Here is a 14,495-nt window from a genome sequence, read left to right on the forward strand (position 1 = left end):
CCAGAGAATGCTAGCAAGTGATGCCGTCGCCGGCTGGCGCCGGTTGGGGGAACGCTTTTCATGGTGGACGCAATGGCCTTGCCGCTGGGCACAGATGAGGGACTCGCGGCGCAGGACCGGCGCGCGTCCTTTGCCCTGCCGGGGCTGATGCTGGCGACCGGCGCCTTGATCTGCGCCACTGTCTCGCTGCTCGTTCTTCTCGGATTGACGCCGATACGGCTCGAGCGAAATGTCGTCATCGCCTGCGCTGCCATCAACAGCCTGTTCGTCGTTGGCCTGATCTATCTGATCGCCCGCGAAATCCTGCGGCTGCTACGCGCCCGACGCAAAGGCCGCGCCGCCGCGCGCCTTCACGTGCGCATCGTTGCGCTGTTTTCGATCGTGGCGATCACGCCTGCGGTTCTTGTCGCGATTTTTGCCAGCATCACGCTCGACGTCGGCCTCGATCGCTGGTTTTCGCTGCGGACGCAGGCGATCGTCCGCTCGTCGATCAACGTCGCCCAGGCCTATGTGCTCGAGAATGCCAGCTATCTGCAGGGTCAGACGGTGTCGATGGCCAACGACCTCGAACGCAACCGGCAGCTCTATAGCCTCGACCGCACCGGTTTCACGGAACTCATGACCCGCCAGGCGCGCGGCCGCGGCATGCTTGGGGCATTCCTGGTTCGTGCTGATGGCAGCGCTATAATTCAGGCCAACATCTCCACGGACCGTCCGCTGCCCTCCATTCCGCCGGACGCACTGAAAAGCTCGGTATCCGGTCAACCGACACTGATTCCGCCAGGGGTCACCAACCTTGTCGGGGCCGTTATTCCGCTCGACGACATTCCGGGCACCTATCTCTACACGGTTCGCAATGTCGATCCGGAAGTGATGCGCTCGCTGCGGCTGATGGAAGAGAACACGGCCGAGTACAAGATGCTTGAGGCCGGTCGAACCTTCACGCAGATCGCCTTCGGTGTTCTCTATATCGGGTTTGCGCTCATCGTTCTCCTGGCTGCGATCTGGACCGCGATCGCGGTTGCCGACCGCATCGTCCGGCCCATTCGCCAGTTGATCGGCGCTGCCGACAGTGTCGCCTCCGGCAATCTCGATGTTGTCGTGCCGGTCCGTGCCGTCGACGGCGACGTTGGTAACCTGTCGCGCACCTTCAACAAGATGGTCTCGGAAATCCGCAGCCAGCAGGAACAGATCCTGGAGGCCAAGGACGAAGTCGATCATCGCCGTCGTTTCATCGAGGCTGTTCTTTCAGGCGTGACTGCGGCGGTGATCGGTGTCGGGCGCGATCGACAGATCACCATCGTCAACTCGTTTTCCGAAGAGTTCCTGAAGAAGGCGGCGCCTGAACTCCTCGGCGCGGACCTGCGCACGGTAGCGCCGGAGGTCGAAGAGGTTCTGGTGGAGGCCGAAAGCCGCCATCGCAACGACTACCGCAAGCAGATCAATATCATGCGCAGCGGAACCGAGCGGACGCTGAACGTTCAGGTGACGCGCGAAGAGGGTGGCGAAGCGAACGAATCCTACGTCATCACCATCGATGACATCACCGACCTCGTCATCGCTCAGCGCTCGACCGCGTGGGCCGATGTAGCGCGCCGCATCGCGCACGAGATCAAGAACCCGCTGACGCCGATCCAGCTCTCCGCCGAACGTCTGAAGCGCCGTTATGGCAAGCAGATCAACCAGGAAGACAAGGCTATCTTCGACCAGTGCACCGATACGATCGTGCGCCAGGTAGAAGACATCGGTCGCATGGTCGACGAGTTCTCGGCTTTCGCGCGCATGCCGAAGCCGACCAAGGAAAAGGCGGATCTCCGCACGATCCTGAAGGATGCGATGTTCCTGCGCGAGATGGGCAACAATCACATCGATTTTGTGCGGGACCTCGGCGAAGAGCCGCTCGAGGGCCTGTTCGACGGGCGCATGCTCGGTCAGGCCTTCGGCAACATCGTCAAGAACGCGGTCGAATCGATCGAAGCGGTGCCGGCCGATGCGGTGCGCGGCCATCCGAGGATTGTCGCACGAGCACGAACCGACGTGGCAACGGGTCGCTTTGTCGTCGATATCATCGACAACGGCAAGGGGCTGCCGACGGAGAACCGACACAGGATTCTGGAGCCATACATGACGATGCGCGAGAAGGGCACGGGCCTGGGACTCGCCATCGTCAAGAAGATCATTGAGGACCATGGCGGACAATTGGAGTTGCACGACGCGCCAGCCGATTTTGACGGCGGTGTCGGGGCGATGATCCGCGTGGTCCTGCCGCCTGCCGGAGAAACCGGGGGCGAAGACAGTTTGAAGGATAAGGGTGCGAGCGATGGCCGCTGATATTCTGGTTGTGGACGATGAGGAAGATATCCGCGAGATCGTGTCGGGTATTCTCTCTGACGAAGGGCACGAAACCCGCACCGCCTTCGACAGCGACAGCGCGCTGGCGGCGATCAGCGATCGCGTGCCGCGCCTAGTCTTCCTCGATATCTGGATGCAGGGAAGCCGGCTCGACGGCCTGGCGCTGCTCGACGAGATCAAGGGGCGCTATCCGGACCTCCCCGTCGTCATGATTTCCGGTCACGGCAATATCGAGACCGCCGTCAACGCCATCAAGCGTGGCGCCTACGATTTCATCGAGAAGCCCTTCAAGGCCGACCGGCTGATCCTGATTGCCGAGCGGGCGCTGGAAAACTCGAAGCTCAAGCGTGAAGTCTCGGAGCTGAAGAAGAAGTCCGGCGATCCCGTCGAACTGATCGGGACGTCGGTTGCCGTGTCGCAGCTTCGTCAGACGATCGAGAAGGTCGCGCCGACCAACAGCCGCATCATGATCCAGGGGCCGTCAGGATCGGGCAAGGAACTGGTCGCGCGGATGATCCACCGCAAGTCGACACGGTCGACCGGTCCTTTCGTGGCGCTGAACGCGGCGGCGATCACGCCTGACCGCATGGAAATCGCGCTGTTCGGAACCGAGGGAACGCCGGGACAGCCACGCCGCACCGGTGCGCTCGAGGAAGCCCATGGCGGCATCCTCTATCTCGACGAAATCGGCGAGATGCCGCGCGAGACGCAGAACAAGATTCTGCGGGTGCTCGTCGACCAGCAGTTCGAGCGTGTCGGCGGTACCAAGCGCGTCAAGGTCGATGTCCGGATCATCTCCTCGACCGCCTACAATCTCGAAAACATGATCTCCGAGGGCCTGTTCCGCGAAGACCTGTTCCACCGGCTTGCCGTCATTCCGGTGCGTGTGCCGGCGCTCGCCGAACGGCGCGAGGATATTCCGTTCCTCGTCGACATGTTCATGCGCCAGGTCAGCGAACAGGCCGGCATTCGTCCGCGCAAGATCGGCGACGATGCCCTGGCCGTGCTCCAGGCCCACGACTGGCCGGGCAACATCCGCCAGCTTCGCAACAACATCGAGCGCCTGATGATTCTTGCCCGCAGCGACGGTCCGGACACGCCGATTTCCGCGGACATGCTGCCGACGGAGGTGGGCGATACGCTGCCGAAGATCTCCGCGCAGGGCGACCAGCACATCATGACGTTGCCGTTGCGCGAGGCTCGCGAAATGTTCGAGCGTGATTATCTGATCGCGCAGATCAACCGATTCGGGGGCAATATTTCCCGTACGGCGGAATTTGTCGGAATGGAGCGGTCGGCGCTGCATCGCAAGCTGAAGTCGCTGGGCGTCTGAGGCATTTTCCGGCCATCGCGGCAGCGCTCCCAGGTGAAAGTACGACATGAAGGTAGTCATTTGTGGTGCGGGCCAGGTGGGGTACGGCATTGCCGAGCGGCTGGCGCAGGAAGATAACGACGTATCGGTGATCGATACCTCGGCGACGCTGATTGCCAACATCACCGAGAGCCTCGACGTGCGCGGCTATGTCGGCCACGGCGCGCATCCGGATGTGCTGGCCAAGGCCGGCGCCGACCAGGCCGACATGCTGATTGCCGTCACGCTCTCCGACGAGGTCAACATCGTCGCCTGTGAAGTCGCCCATGCGATCTTCAACGTGCCGACGAAGGTCGCGCGCATCCGGGCGCAAAGCTATCTCGCGCCCGAGTATTCGAACCTGTTCTCGCGTGAGAACGTGCCGATCGACGTCACCATCTCGCCCGAAGTCGAGGTTGGGCGGCTGGTGCTGCGGCGCATATCCTTTCCGGGGGCGATCGATGTCGTGCGTTTCGCCGAAGATCGCATCGCCATGGTCGCCTTCGAGTGCCTGGAAGATTGCCCGGTCGTCGGCACGCCACTGCAGCAGCTGAGCGAACTGTTCCCCGATCTGCTTGCAACAGTCACCGGCATCTTCCGCAACGGCAAGGTCATGGTGCCGCATTCGGATGACCAGCTGCAGGCCGGCGATATCGCCTATGTCGTTTGCGACCGGGACCACGCCCGCCGGACCTTGGCGCTCTTCGGCCATGAGGAGCAGGAAGCGCGGCGCATCATCATCTTCGGTGGCGGCAATGTCGGCTACTTCGTTGCCAAGGCCATCGAGGAGCATCAGCCGCGGACCCGGGTGAAACTGATCGAAAGCGATCGCGACCGGGCAGTGGTGATGGCGGATAAGCTGAGCAACACCGTTGTGCTCAACGGTTCGGCGATGGATCAGCGGATTTTGGCACAAGCTGACGTTCAGGATGCCGATCTCGTGGTGGCGCTGACCAACAACGACCAGATCAACATCCTCGGCAGCATGATGGCGAAGCGGCTGGGCGCCAAGTCGACGCTCGTGCTGATCAACGAGCCGTCCTATCAGGATTTTGCCGGCACGGCTGGCGTCGACGCCTATGTGAACCCACGTGCCGTGACCATCTCGCGCGTGCTGCAGCACGTCCGCAAGGGGCGCATTCGCTCCGTGTATGCGGTGCAGAAGGGCATGGCCGAGGTGATCGAGGCCGAAGCGTTGGAAACCTCGCCGCTCGTTGGCAGAGCCCTGCGTGACCTCGATCTTCCCGAAGGCATCCGCATCGGTGCACTCTATCGCGACAAGACGTTTATTCGCCCGGACGGCAATACAAAGATCAAGGCGAAGGACCGTGTTGTGCTCTTTGCCACCGCCGATGCCGTACGGCACGTCGAACAGCTTTTCCGCGTCAGCATCCAGTACTTCTAGGGCCGAGATCCATGCCGAGAATTGCCTATGTCAACGGTGCCTACGTGCCGCATGCCGACGCCGGCATCCATATCGAGGATCGCGGTTATCAATTTGCGGACGGCGTCTACGAAGTTTGTGAGATACGCCATGGTTACATCGTCGATCTCAGCCGGCATCTCGATCGCCTCGACCGTTCGCTTCGTGAACTGCGCATCGACCGGCCGATGAGCCGGGCGGCGCTCGTGCATGTGATCCGAGAGGTGGTTCGGCGCAACCGGGTCCGGAATGGTCTGTTCTATATCCAGGTCACGCGCGGCGTGGCGCGCCGTGACCATGTGTTTCCGGCCAAGGAGACGATGCCGACGATCGTGGTGACGGCGAAGCGCACCGATGCCGAGGCCATCGCCGAAAAGGCGACGCAAGGGATCGCGGCGATCACCGTACCGGAAAACCGCTGGGACCGGGTGGACATCAAGTCCGTCGGGCTCCTTCCCAACGTGCTCGCCCGCCAGAAGGCGAAGGAGGAGGGTGCTCAGGAGGCAATTTTCGTCGACGCCGATGGCACGGTGAAGGAGGGCGCCGCGACCAATGTCTGGATCGTCGATGGCGACGGAACCCTGCGCACCCGTCCGGCCGAGCACGGAATCTTGAAGGGAATCACCCGCACCACCTTGATGGATGTGGCGGGGCCACTTGGGCTCAAGGTCGAGGAGAGAGCGTTCTCAGTCGAGGAAATGCTCGCGGCGCGCGAGGTCTTCATTACCGCTGCCACCAGCATCTGCTTTCCGGTCATTTCGGTGGACGGCAGACCGATCGGCAATGGGCATCCGGGAAGCATAGCACAGAATATTCGTGAAGCCTTTTTCGGCGTTGCGGAAAAGACATTGATTTGATACCAAACTTAAAGAGGTGTCGGGGAAGGTACTTGTGGCGCCTCTGATTGCAGATATCGACAAAAATGCACCGGCGCGAAACGCCGGCAAATAAGAAAGAAGCGGCGCGATGGCGGAACGTTCTCAAAACTTGCAGGATCTCTTTCTCAACACGGTCCGCAAGCAAAAGATTTCATTGACAATTTTTCTTATCAACGGTGTCAAGCTCACCGGCGTCGTGACGTCTTTTGATAATTTCTGCGTCCTGTTGCGTCGCGATGGCCATTCGCAATTGGTCTACAAGCACGCAATTTCGACCATCATGCCCGGCCAGCCGCTGCAGATGTTCGAGAACGAAGAAGCTGCATCCTGACGGGACGTTAGGCACATTACCAAGCGAGATTCAAAGTCGTCGTCGATCATTCCGGAGCTCGAGAAGCTCCGCGACGACATGCGCGCGGTCGTCATCGTTCCGGTCTTGAAAAAGACCGGAAGGCAGTCCGCAGAGATCCTCTCGACGACAACGACGCGTACTGACGAAAGTCGCCTTGAAGAGGCGACCGGTCTGGCGATGGCGATCGATCTGGAAGTCGTGCATGGCGTCATCGTTCCGGTGTCGCAGCCCAAGCCAGGCACGCTGCTCGGCAGCGGCAAGATCGAGGAAATCGGCCATATTCTCGTTGATCTCGATGCTGGCCTCGTCATCGTCGACCATCCCTTGACGCCGGTGCAGCAACGCAACCTCGAAAAAGAATGGAACGCCAAGGTCATCGACCGGACCGGCCTCATTCTGGAGATTTTCGGTCGCCGCGCTTCCACCAAGGAAGGCACGCTGCAGGTCGATCTCGCCCATCTCAATTACCAGAAAGGCCGCCTGGTCCGAAGCTGGACGCACCTTGAGCGTCAGCGCGGTGGTGGCGGCTTCATGGGCGGTCCGGGTGAAACCCAGATCGAAGCGGACCGCCGCCTGCTGCAGGACCGCATCGTCAAGCTCGAGCGCGAATTGGAGCAGGTCCGCCGGACCCGGCAGTTGCACCGTTCAAAGCGCAAGAAGGTGCCGCATCCGATCGTCGCTCTCGTCGGCTACACCAACGCTGGCAAGTCCACGCTTTTCAATCGCATGACTGGGGCGGGCGTTCTGGCCGAGGACATGCTGTTTGCGACGCTGGATCCGACCCTTCGGCGCTTGAAGCTGCCCCATGGCCGCATGGTCATCCTCTCCGACACGGTCGGGTTCATTTCCGATCTGCCGACGCACTTGGTCGCCGCATTCCGCGCGACGCTTGAAGAGGTGCTGGAAGCGGACCTGATCCTGCATGTGCGCGATCTCTCCGACCCGGACAACCAGGCGCAGGCAAGCGATGTGCTTCGCATTCTCGCCGATCTCGGCATCGACGAGAAGGAAGCCTCCGAACGGCTCATCGAGGTCTGGAACAAGATCGACCGGCTCGACGCCGAATCGCGTGAGGCGCTGCAGAGCAAGGCGGCAACCTCGGGCAACACGGTCGCCGTTTCCGCCATCACCGGCGAGGGCGTCGATGAGCTGCTCGGCGAAATTGGTCGCCGCCTGTCAGGCGTGCTGACCGAATGCACCGTCGTGCTCGGCATCGATCAGCTGCAGCTTCTGCCCTGGGTCTATCAGCACGCCATCGTCGACGGCCGTGAGGACCTGGAGGACGGGCGTGTGAGCCTTGAACTCAGGCTGACCGAAAACGAGGCCGCCGATCTGGAACGCCGCCTCGGAAACGGGCCAAAGCCCGTTGAGGAAGACTGGTAAGCCTGCGCCTTCCTCCGATTCGCTCACTGTTGACCTCAGCTTTCGCGCGAGGGAACGCATAGGATATATGCGTTCCCGATTGCCTTAGCCGAGTTGCCGCTCGATCGCCTTCGCCGCTTGCCAAAGCTCTTCCATCCGCTCGAGCGTCGCGCCATCCAGCGTCTCGCCGGCGTCGCCGAGTTCGCGCTCGATATGGGCGAAGCGGCGGCGGAACTTGGTGTTGGTGCCGCGAAGGGCCATTTCCGGATCGGTCCCGACATGACGGCCAATATTGACCACCGCAAAAATCACGTCGCCCAGTTCATCGCTGACCTTGGCGCGGTCCTTTTCGCGCAGCGCCTGACGCAATTCGCCGATCTCTTCCTCAATCTTATCGAGAATAGGCTCGGGCTCCGACCAGTCGAAGCCGACCTTGGCGGCCCGTTCCTGCAGCTTTAGGGCCTCGACCAGTGCCGGAAACGAGCGCTGGACCGAGCCGAGATGGCTTGCGGCGGAGTCCGGAAGAAGGCCGCGCTTGGCGCGCTTTTCCTGCCGCTCAGCCTTTTCGGCCTGCTTGATCTCGTCCCACTGCAACTTGACCGCTTCAGGCGTATCGGCCTCGGAGCGGGCAAAGACATGCGGATGGCGGCGGATCATCTTGCGCGTCACCGCTTCGACGACGTCGCCAAAGGCAAAGTCGCCGGCTTCCTCCGCCATCCGGGCATGGAACACCACCTGCAGCAGCAGATCGCCGAGTTCGTCGCAGAGGTCGTGCATGTCGCCGCGCTCGATGGCATCGGCAACCTCATAGGCTTCCTCGATCGTGTAGGGTTTGATCGTCTCGAAGGTCTGGACGATGTCCCAGGGGCAACCGGTTTCCGGCTGCCGGAGCGCGGCCATGATATCGAGCAGGCGTTTTATATCGCGTGAAGGTTCCATGGATCTCAGTTCAGCGGAATGGCGTTGTGATCCTTGCCCGACTGGTAGTTGTCGGAAAGGCTCTGGTAGCGGGCGCGAATGCGCGAATCTTGTTCGGCGAGCCGCGCCTTGGTCACAGGGTCGGCATCCCTGACGAGCGCGGCGATCGAGGCCGAATGCCAGAAGGCATTGTCCTGCGCATAGCCGCCCGGCTCCAGCCGGAAGACTTCCTTCAGGATCTTGAGGTCATGCGGGATCGCGAAGCTGTCGCGCGAATCTTCGTGGCTGAAGAAGTAATAGAAATTGTCGAAGCCGGCCCAGGTGATGGCCGAAAGGCACATGGAGCAGGGCTCGTGCGTCGACAGAAAGATGAGGTCGCGGGTATCGGGCTTATCCGCCATCTCGTAGAAGCGCTTCAGCGTGTGGACCTCGCCATGCCAGAGCGGATTTTCCGTCTCGTTGTTGGTTTCGGCCAGCACCAGCGACAGATCGGATTTGCGCAGAATCGCGGCGCCGAACACCTTGTTTCCGGCGGCGACACCCTTTTCGGTGAGCGGCAGGATATCTTGCTCGATTACGGTCAAAAGCCGTTCGGCGAGGTCCGAATGGGTCATGTCTTGCATCTCCGGCGGGTCAGTGACCGCATTTAACGGAGGTTGCCCCCGCGGCGCAATGGCTGCGGAAGGGCAGGCGTTTTGGTGACCTCGGAGATATTTGCTCAAAATGATGCACCGCCGAGCAAAACAATACGTGCCCGGAAAGGCAATGAAATTTCTGTTCCTTCAAATGTCGTGCCCCATGCGGGATATTCGGCGCAGCCTGTAGAAGGAACCGTTTGCCAGACCATGACGCAGCAGCTCGCCGTTTTCCCAGCATTCTTTCGCGTTGCGCAGAAGCGCGTGGCGGTGTTCGGCAATGGCGACGAGGCCCTTGCCAAAGTGCGGCTGCTCTTGAACACGGAAGCGTCTCTCGTCGTCTTTGCCGATGAGCCTGAAGCGGATTTTGCACAGTATCTGCGCGACCGCGGCGTTGAACATGTTCGGGCTGCCTTCGCAGCCGAGCAGCTTGACGGCGCCATCCTCGTTTTCGCTGCAACCGGCGACGGCGCGGAGGATCGCCGTATTGTCACTTCCGCGCGCGAGCGCAAGATCCCGGCCAACGCCGTCGACCAGCCCGACTATTGCGATTTCTTCACCCCCGCTCTCGTCAACCGCGCGCCGGTCGCCGTTGCCATCGGTACGGAAGGTGCGGGCCCTGTGCTCGCGCAGATGATCCGCGCCCAGATTGACCAGCTTCTTTCGCCGTCGCTCGGAGTCGTCGCCTCGCTCGCGGCAAGCTACCGCGAGGCGGTTGATCGCCTGGTGCCGCGTGGCGTGGCGCGTCGGCTCTTCTGGCGCCGGTTCTTTCAGGGCCCGGTCGCCGATAAGGTCGCCGGTGGCGATCTGGCGGCTGCCCGCCGTGAGGCGTCACGTCTGCTCGATGCGCCCGAGAAGGCTCCGGGCCACGTCTGGCTCGTTGGCGCCGGTCCGGGTGCCGAAGACCTGCTGACGCTGCGCGCTCAGCGCGTGATGATGGAAGCCGACGCGATCGTCTATGATGCGCTGGTGCCGCAGGCGATCGTCGACATGGGCCGCCGCGATGCCGAGCGTCTCTCGGTCGGCAAGCGCAAGGGCTGCCACATGAAGTCTCAAGGTGAGATCAATCAATTGCTCGTGACGCTCGCCGCCGAAGGCAAGCGCGTGGTTCGGCTGAAATCCGGGGATCCCCTGGTCTATGGCCGCGCCGGTGAGGAGATGGCGGCCCTGCGCGAAGCCGGTATCAGCTATGATATTGTTCCGGGCATCACGTCCGCCTTTGCCGCTGCCGCTGATTTCGAACTGCCGCTGACGCTTCGGGGTGTCGCATCGTCGCTGGTCTTCACGACAGGTCACGATCTGACTGGCGAGGTCCTACCCGATTGGGCGCGGCTTGCCGTTTCTGGCGCGACGATCGCTGTCTATATGGGCCGCACGGTCGCTGCCTCCGTCGCCGGGCGTCTGATGCAGGCGGGTCTGCCTGCGGAAACCACGGTCGCAGTCATCGAGAATGCCAGCCGCGCGGATCGCCGCCTGCTGCATGGCACGCTCAAGGACCTTCCGGACCTGGAAAACCGGACTGAGCTTTCGGGTCCCGTGATGGTCATCATCGGCGATGCCGTCGCCGGCGCCAACTTCGAGCGGTCCGAGCCGCTGGTCGTCGGCAAGGCACGCGATGCCAAGAGAATCGTTGAAGTCGCCCTGGGGCGTAACGAACAGATTTTGAACTGAGGAAGAGGTCATGGTGAGCAAGGTTTTGACGGCAAATCGACTTTCGGACGGCATTTCCGTCTGGCTGGATGCCGCAGGCAACTGGGTCGAATCGCTGCAGGATGCCTTCATCGCCCGCCATGCCGAGGCCGTGACGGCGCTCGAAGCCACGGGCAAACAGGCTTTTGAGGATAACAAGGTCGTCGACGCCAACGTCGTCGATGTCGAAGAGGTCAACGGCACGCTTCGGCCCCTGCGCATGCGCGAGCGTATCCGCGCCGAAGGCCCGTCGATCCCCTATGCTGCCGGCTACAACGGCCTGGCCGGCCCGAAACACGCTGCCTGAGGAACCGATAACCGATGTACCGTTACGATGAATTCGATCATTCCTTCGTTTCCTCCCGCGTCGAGCAGTTTCGCGACCAGGTTGAGCGCCGCTTGAGCGGCGAGCTCGCCGAAGATGCCTTCAAGCCGTTGCGCCTGATGAACGGTGTCTACCTGCAGCTTCATGCCTATATGCTGCGCGTCGCCATTCCCTATGGCACGCTGTCGAGCCGCCAGATGCGCATGCTTGCCCATATCGCGCGCAAGTATGACCGCGGCTACGGCCACTTCACCACGCGCCAGAACATCCAGTACAACTGGCCGCGCCTGTCGGACACGCCGGATATCCTGCAGGAACTGGCAAGCGTCGAGATGCACGCGCTTCAGACCTCCGGCAATTGCATCCGCAATGTTACCGCCGATCACTTCGCGGGTGCGGCTGCCGATGAAGTTGCCGATCCAAGGCCTTACGCCGAGATCCTCAGACAATGGTCGAGCGTGCATCCGGAGTTTTCGTTCCTGCCGCGCAAGTTCAAGATTGCCGTGACCGGTGCCGAGCGCGACCGCGCCGCGATCCAGGTCCACGATATCGGCCTCCACCTGAAGAAGGACGAGAACGGCCGCATCGGCTTTGCCGTCTATGTCGGCGGTGGCCAGGGCCGCACGCCGATGATCGCCAAGAAGATCCGCGACTTCCTGCCGGAAGAGGACCTGCTGTCCTATACGACGGCGATCATGCGCGTGTACAACCTGCATGGCCGTCGCGATAACAAGTACAAGGCGCGCATCAAGATCCTCGTGCACGAAACCGGTGCCGAGGAACTGTCGCGCCAGGTCGAAGTCGAGTTCGCGGCGTTGAAGGACACCGAGCTCAAGTTGCCGGAAACCGACATTCAGGCGATCTCCACCTATTTCGCGCCGCCCACCCTCGAAAACCGCGCCGAGGGCTGGGAAAGCCTTGCACGCTGGAAGAAAACCGATACGGACTTTGCCCGCTGGGTGCAGCAGAACGTGCAGCCGCACAAGCACCCGGACTACGGCATGGTGACGATCTCGCTGAAGCCGATCGGCGGCATTCCGGGTGACGCCAGCGACGCGCAGATGGATGCCGTTGCCGATATCGCAGAGGAGTATGCCTTCGACGAAATCCGCGTCAGCCATGAGCAGAACCTCATCCTGCCGCATGTGGCGCTGGCCGATCTTGAGCCGGTCTACCGTGCGCTGGTCGCCGCAGGGCTCGCCACCGCCAATGCCGGCCTGATCACGGACATCATTGCCTGTCCCGGGCTGGACTATTGCGCCCTCGCCAATGCGCGCTCCATTCCGGTGGCCCAGGAGATTTCGACCCGCTTCGGTTCGCCCGAGCGCCAGGCCGAGATCGGCGAGCTGAAGATCAAGATCTCCGGCTGCATCAACGCCTGCGGTCATCACCATGTCGGCCATATCGGCCTGCTCGGCGTCGAGAAAAAGGGTGCGGAACTTTATCAGATCACGCTCGGCGGCTCCGGCGACGAGAACACGTCCATCGGCGAGATCATCGGCCGCGGCTTTGAGCCGGAGAAGGTGACCGACGCGGTGGAGACGATCGTCGACACCTATCTGGGACTGCGCCGCGACAGGCAAGAGACCTTCCTCGAAGCCTATCGCCGCGTCGGCCCGCAACCCTTCAAGGACGCGCTCTACGGCAGTGCGCAGGAAGCTGCCTGAAGCGCAAGGAACGAACATGACGAAAATCTGGAAGGAAACCGGCTTCGTGGGCGATGATCCCTGGATCATCGAGACCGAGGAAACAAAGGCAGGCTCGAACGAGAAGGCGATCGTCGGCCTCGACGCATTCCTCGCCAAGGTGGAGACGAGCGACGAAACCGGCCTCGGCGTGGTGATAGCACCGGCGGACGACGTGACGAAGCTCGCGCCGCATCTCGATCGCATCGCCCTGGTGGCGGTGGCGTTCCCGGCCTTCAACGACGGCCGCGCCTTCAGCCATGCGTCGCTGCTGCGTTCGCGGCTCGGCTTCGGCGGTGAGGTGAGAGCGGTTGGCGACGTGTTGATCGACCAGATTCCGCTGATGCTGCGCTGTGGTGTCGACAGCTTTGCGGTCAGCAATGCGACGGCTCTTAAGCGCCTAGCAGAGGGACGCCTGCCGGGCATCGCCGTGCACTACCAGCCGACGGCAAAGCCTTCCGCCGACGCGAAATCCTATAGCTGGCGGCGGGTTTCTTAAGTCTCGATCAGCCGCGACAGTGTGAAGCACGCGGAAATCCCCGAAAGCGACTATATTTGGAAGGGATTTCCTTCCCATTGCGCGTGGCTTGGAATATCCGATCATTGTTGATAAACAGGGTCATCATTACAGGACTTTAGCCAGATGAATGCTCCGGCAAAAACGGAAGATTTCGCGATCCAGGCACCGGCAGGCGTTTACGTCGAGACGGTGACGAGCGTTGAGCACTATACGGATCGGCTCTTCCGCTTCCGCATGACCCGCCCTGCCGAATTCCGCTTCCGCTCGGGCGAATTCGCGATGATCGGCCTGATGGTGGGCGACAAGCCGGTCTATCGCGCCTATTCGATCGCCAGCCCTGCCTGGGACGAAGAGCTGGAGTTCTTCTCGATCAAGGTGCCGGATGGCCCGCTGACCTCGCATCTGCAGGGGATCAAGCCCGGCGATAAGGTGCTGATGCGCAAGAAGCCGACCGGCACGCTGGTGCTCGATGCGCTGGTTCCCGGCCGAAGGCTCTACATGTTCTCGACCGGCACCGGCATTGCGCCTTTCGCAAGCCTGATCCGTGATCCGGAAACCTATGAGAAATTCGAGGAAGTGATCCTCACCCATACCTGCCGCGACGTAGCCGAGCTGAAATACGGCTTCGACCTCGTCGAGGAGATCCGCAACCACGAGTTCCTGAACGAGATCGTCGGCGACAAGCTGCGCCACTATGCGACAGTCACGCGCGAGGACTATCCGTTCAAGGGCCGCGTCACTGACCTGATGGTCAACGGCAAGTTCTTCTCCGATCTCGGCCTGCCGCCGCTTGATCCGGCGATCGATCGCGGCATGATTTGCGGCTCGACGGCGATGCTGAAGGACACCAAGGAAATCCTCGAAGCTGCGGGCTTGACCGAAGGCGCCAACAACAAGCCGGCCGAATTCGTGATCGAGCGGGCCTTCGTCGGCTGATCCTTTTTTGTGCAGTCTTATCGTTTGAAGGGCGCGCCTTGGGTGCGCCCTTCGTCGTTTGTGGCGATG

General features: G+C 61.8%; 13 protein-coding genes. 11 read left to right on the forward strand and 2 right to left on the reverse strand.

Going from position 1 to position 14,495, the window contains the following annotated elements; translation table 11 throughout:
* Nucleotides 1-60: 60 nt before the first annotated feature.
* The 6 genes from ACN9MO_RS06340 (at nucleotide 61) to hflX (ending at nucleotide 7,739) form a co-directional block, all read left to right on the forward strand.
* Nucleotides 61-2,331: a sensor histidine kinase gene (locus tag ACN9MO_RS06340; RefSeq protein WP_113131796.1), complete on the forward strand. Its 2,271-nt coding sequence runs from the start codon at nucleotides 61-63 to the stop codon at nucleotides 2,329-2,331.
* Nucleotides 2,321-3,685: a two-component system response regulator NtrX gene (gene ntrX / locus ACN9MO_RS06345; protein ID WP_057255682.1), complete on the forward strand. Its 1,365-nt coding sequence runs from the start codon at nucleotides 2,321-2,323 to the stop codon at nucleotides 3,683-3,685. The genes ACN9MO_RS06340 and ntrX overlap by 11 nt, the downstream gene beginning before the upstream one ends.
* Before the next feature lie 46 nt (nucleotides 3,686-3,731).
* Nucleotides 3,732-5,108, forward strand: a complete 1,377-nt coding sequence (trkA, locus tag ACN9MO_RS06350; RefSeq protein WP_058326655.1) for a Trk system potassium transporter TrkA — start codon at nucleotides 3,732-3,734, stop codon at nucleotides 5,106-5,108.
* Nucleotides 5,109-5,119: 11 nt separating this feature from the next.
* Nucleotides 5,120-5,983 carry a D-amino-acid transaminase gene (locus ACN9MO_RS06355; protein WP_093232391.1) on the forward strand — a complete coding sequence of 288 codons (864 nt, stop codon included), beginning with the start codon at nucleotides 5,120-5,122 and terminating at the stop codon, nucleotides 5,981-5,983.
* A gap of 109 nt (nucleotides 5,984-6,092) precedes the next feature.
* Nucleotides 6,093-6,335: an RNA chaperone Hfq gene (gene hfq, locus ACN9MO_RS06360; RefSeq protein ID WP_003535434.1), complete on the forward strand. Its 243-nt coding sequence runs from the start codon at nucleotides 6,093-6,095 to the stop codon at nucleotides 6,333-6,335.
* A gap of 78 nt (nucleotides 6,336-6,413) precedes the next feature.
* Nucleotides 6,414-7,739, forward strand: a complete 1,326-nt coding sequence (hflX, locus tag ACN9MO_RS06365; RefSeq protein ID WP_058326653.1) for a GTPase HflX — start codon at nucleotides 6,414-6,416, stop codon at nucleotides 7,737-7,739.
* 84 nt (nucleotides 7,740-7,823) lie between these two features.
* On the opposite strand, the gene mazG is transcribed toward hflX, so the two are convergent.
* Together mazG and ACN9MO_RS06375 are read right to left on the reverse strand one after the other, a co-directional pair.
* On the reverse strand, nucleotides 7,824-8,657 hold the full coding sequence (gene mazG / locus ACN9MO_RS06370; protein ID WP_112995913.1) for a nucleoside triphosphate pyrophosphohydrolase: 834 nt from the start codon (nucleotides 8,655-8,657) through the stop codon (nucleotides 7,824-7,826).
* Nucleotides 8,658-8,662: 5 nt separating this feature from the next.
* Nucleotides 8,663-9,250, reverse strand: a complete 588-nt coding sequence (locus ACN9MO_RS06375; protein ID WP_112995912.1) for a nucleoside deaminase — start codon at nucleotides 9,248-9,250, stop codon at nucleotides 8,663-8,665.
* A 231-nt stretch (nucleotides 9,251-9,481) separates the two neighbouring features.
* Here ACN9MO_RS06375 and cysG point away from each other — a divergent pair, with 231 nt between their 5' ends.
* The 5 genes from cysG (at nucleotide 9,482) to ACN9MO_RS06400 (ending at nucleotide 14,426) form a co-directional block, all read left to right on the forward strand.
* Nucleotides 9,482-10,942, forward strand: a complete 1,461-nt coding sequence (cysG, locus tag ACN9MO_RS06380) for a siroheme synthase CysG (protein ID WP_113131797.1) — start codon at nucleotides 9,482-9,484, stop codon at nucleotides 10,940-10,942.
* A gap of 10 nt (nucleotides 10,943-10,952) precedes the next feature.
* The gene (locus ACN9MO_RS06385; RefSeq protein WP_058326649.1) at nucleotides 10,953-11,267 is read left to right on the forward strand and encodes a DUF2849 domain-containing protein; all 315 of its coding nucleotides are present in this window, start codon (nucleotides 10,953-10,955) and stop codon (nucleotides 11,265-11,267) included.
* 14 nt (nucleotides 11,268-11,281) lie between these two features.
* Entirely contained in the window at nucleotides 11,282-12,952 is a 1,671-nt protein-coding gene (locus ACN9MO_RS06390) for a nitrite/sulfite reductase (protein ID WP_112995910.1), read from the forward strand.
* 16 nt (nucleotides 12,953-12,968) lie between these two features.
* Nucleotides 12,969-13,469: a DUF934 domain-containing protein gene (locus ACN9MO_RS06395; RefSeq protein WP_057255700.1), complete on the forward strand. Its 501-nt coding sequence runs from the start codon at nucleotides 12,969-12,971 to the stop codon at nucleotides 13,467-13,469.
* A gap of 144 nt (nucleotides 13,470-13,613) precedes the next feature.
* Nucleotides 13,614-14,426, forward strand: coding sequence for a ferredoxin--NADP reductase (locus ACN9MO_RS06400; protein ID WP_057255702.1), 813 nt, complete (start codon nucleotides 13,614-13,616; stop codon nucleotides 14,424-14,426).
* The last annotated feature ends 69 nt before the right edge of the window (nucleotides 14,427-14,495 follow it).

The sequence above is a fragment of the Ensifer sp. R-19 genome (assembly GCF_049905105.1).
Taxonomy (GTDB): domain Bacteria; phylum Pseudomonadota; class Alphaproteobacteria; order Rhizobiales; family Rhizobiaceae; genus Ensifer.

Coding starts and splice junctions, on each gene's coding strand:
- ACN9MO_RS06340 (WP_113131796.1), top strand. CDS start 61: ATGGTGGACGCAATGGCCTTGCCGCTGGGCACAGATGAGGGACTCGCG.
- ntrX (WP_057255682.1), top strand. CDS start 2,321: ATGGCCGCTGATATTCTGGTTGTGGACGATGAGGAAGATATCCGCGAG.
- trkA (WP_058326655.1), top strand. CDS start 3,732: ATGAAGGTAGTCATTTGTGGTGCGGGCCAGGTGGGGTACGGCATTGCC.
- ACN9MO_RS06355 (WP_093232391.1), top strand. CDS start 5,120: ATGCCGAGAATTGCCTATGTCAACGGTGCCTACGTGCCGCATGCCGAC.
- hfq (WP_003535434.1), top strand. CDS start 6,093: ATGGCGGAACGTTCTCAAAACTTGCAGGATCTCTTTCTCAACACGGTC.
- hflX (WP_058326653.1), top strand. CDS start 6,414: ATGCGCGCGGTCGTCATCGTTCCGGTCTTGAAAAAGACCGGAAGGCAG.
- mazG (WP_112995913.1), bottom strand. CDS start 8,657: ATGGAACCTTCACGCGATATAAAACGCCTGCTCGATATCATGGCCGCG.
- ACN9MO_RS06375 (WP_112995912.1), bottom strand. CDS start 9,250: ATGACCCATTCGGACCTCGCCGAACGGCTTTTGACCGTAATCGAGCAA.
- cysG (WP_113131797.1), top strand. CDS start 9,482: ATGACGCAGCAGCTCGCCGTTTTCCCAGCATTCTTTCGCGTTGCGCAG.
- ACN9MO_RS06385 (WP_058326649.1), top strand. CDS start 10,953: ATGGTGAGCAAGGTTTTGACGGCAAATCGACTTTCGGACGGCATTTCC.
- ACN9MO_RS06390 (WP_112995910.1), top strand. CDS start 11,282: ATGTACCGTTACGATGAATTCGATCATTCCTTCGTTTCCTCCCGCGTC.
- ACN9MO_RS06395 (WP_057255700.1), top strand. CDS start 12,969: ATGACGAAAATCTGGAAGGAAACCGGCTTCGTGGGCGATGATCCCTGG.
- ACN9MO_RS06400 (WP_057255702.1), top strand. CDS start 13,614: ATGAATGCTCCGGCAAAAACGGAAGATTTCGCGATCCAGGCACCGGCA.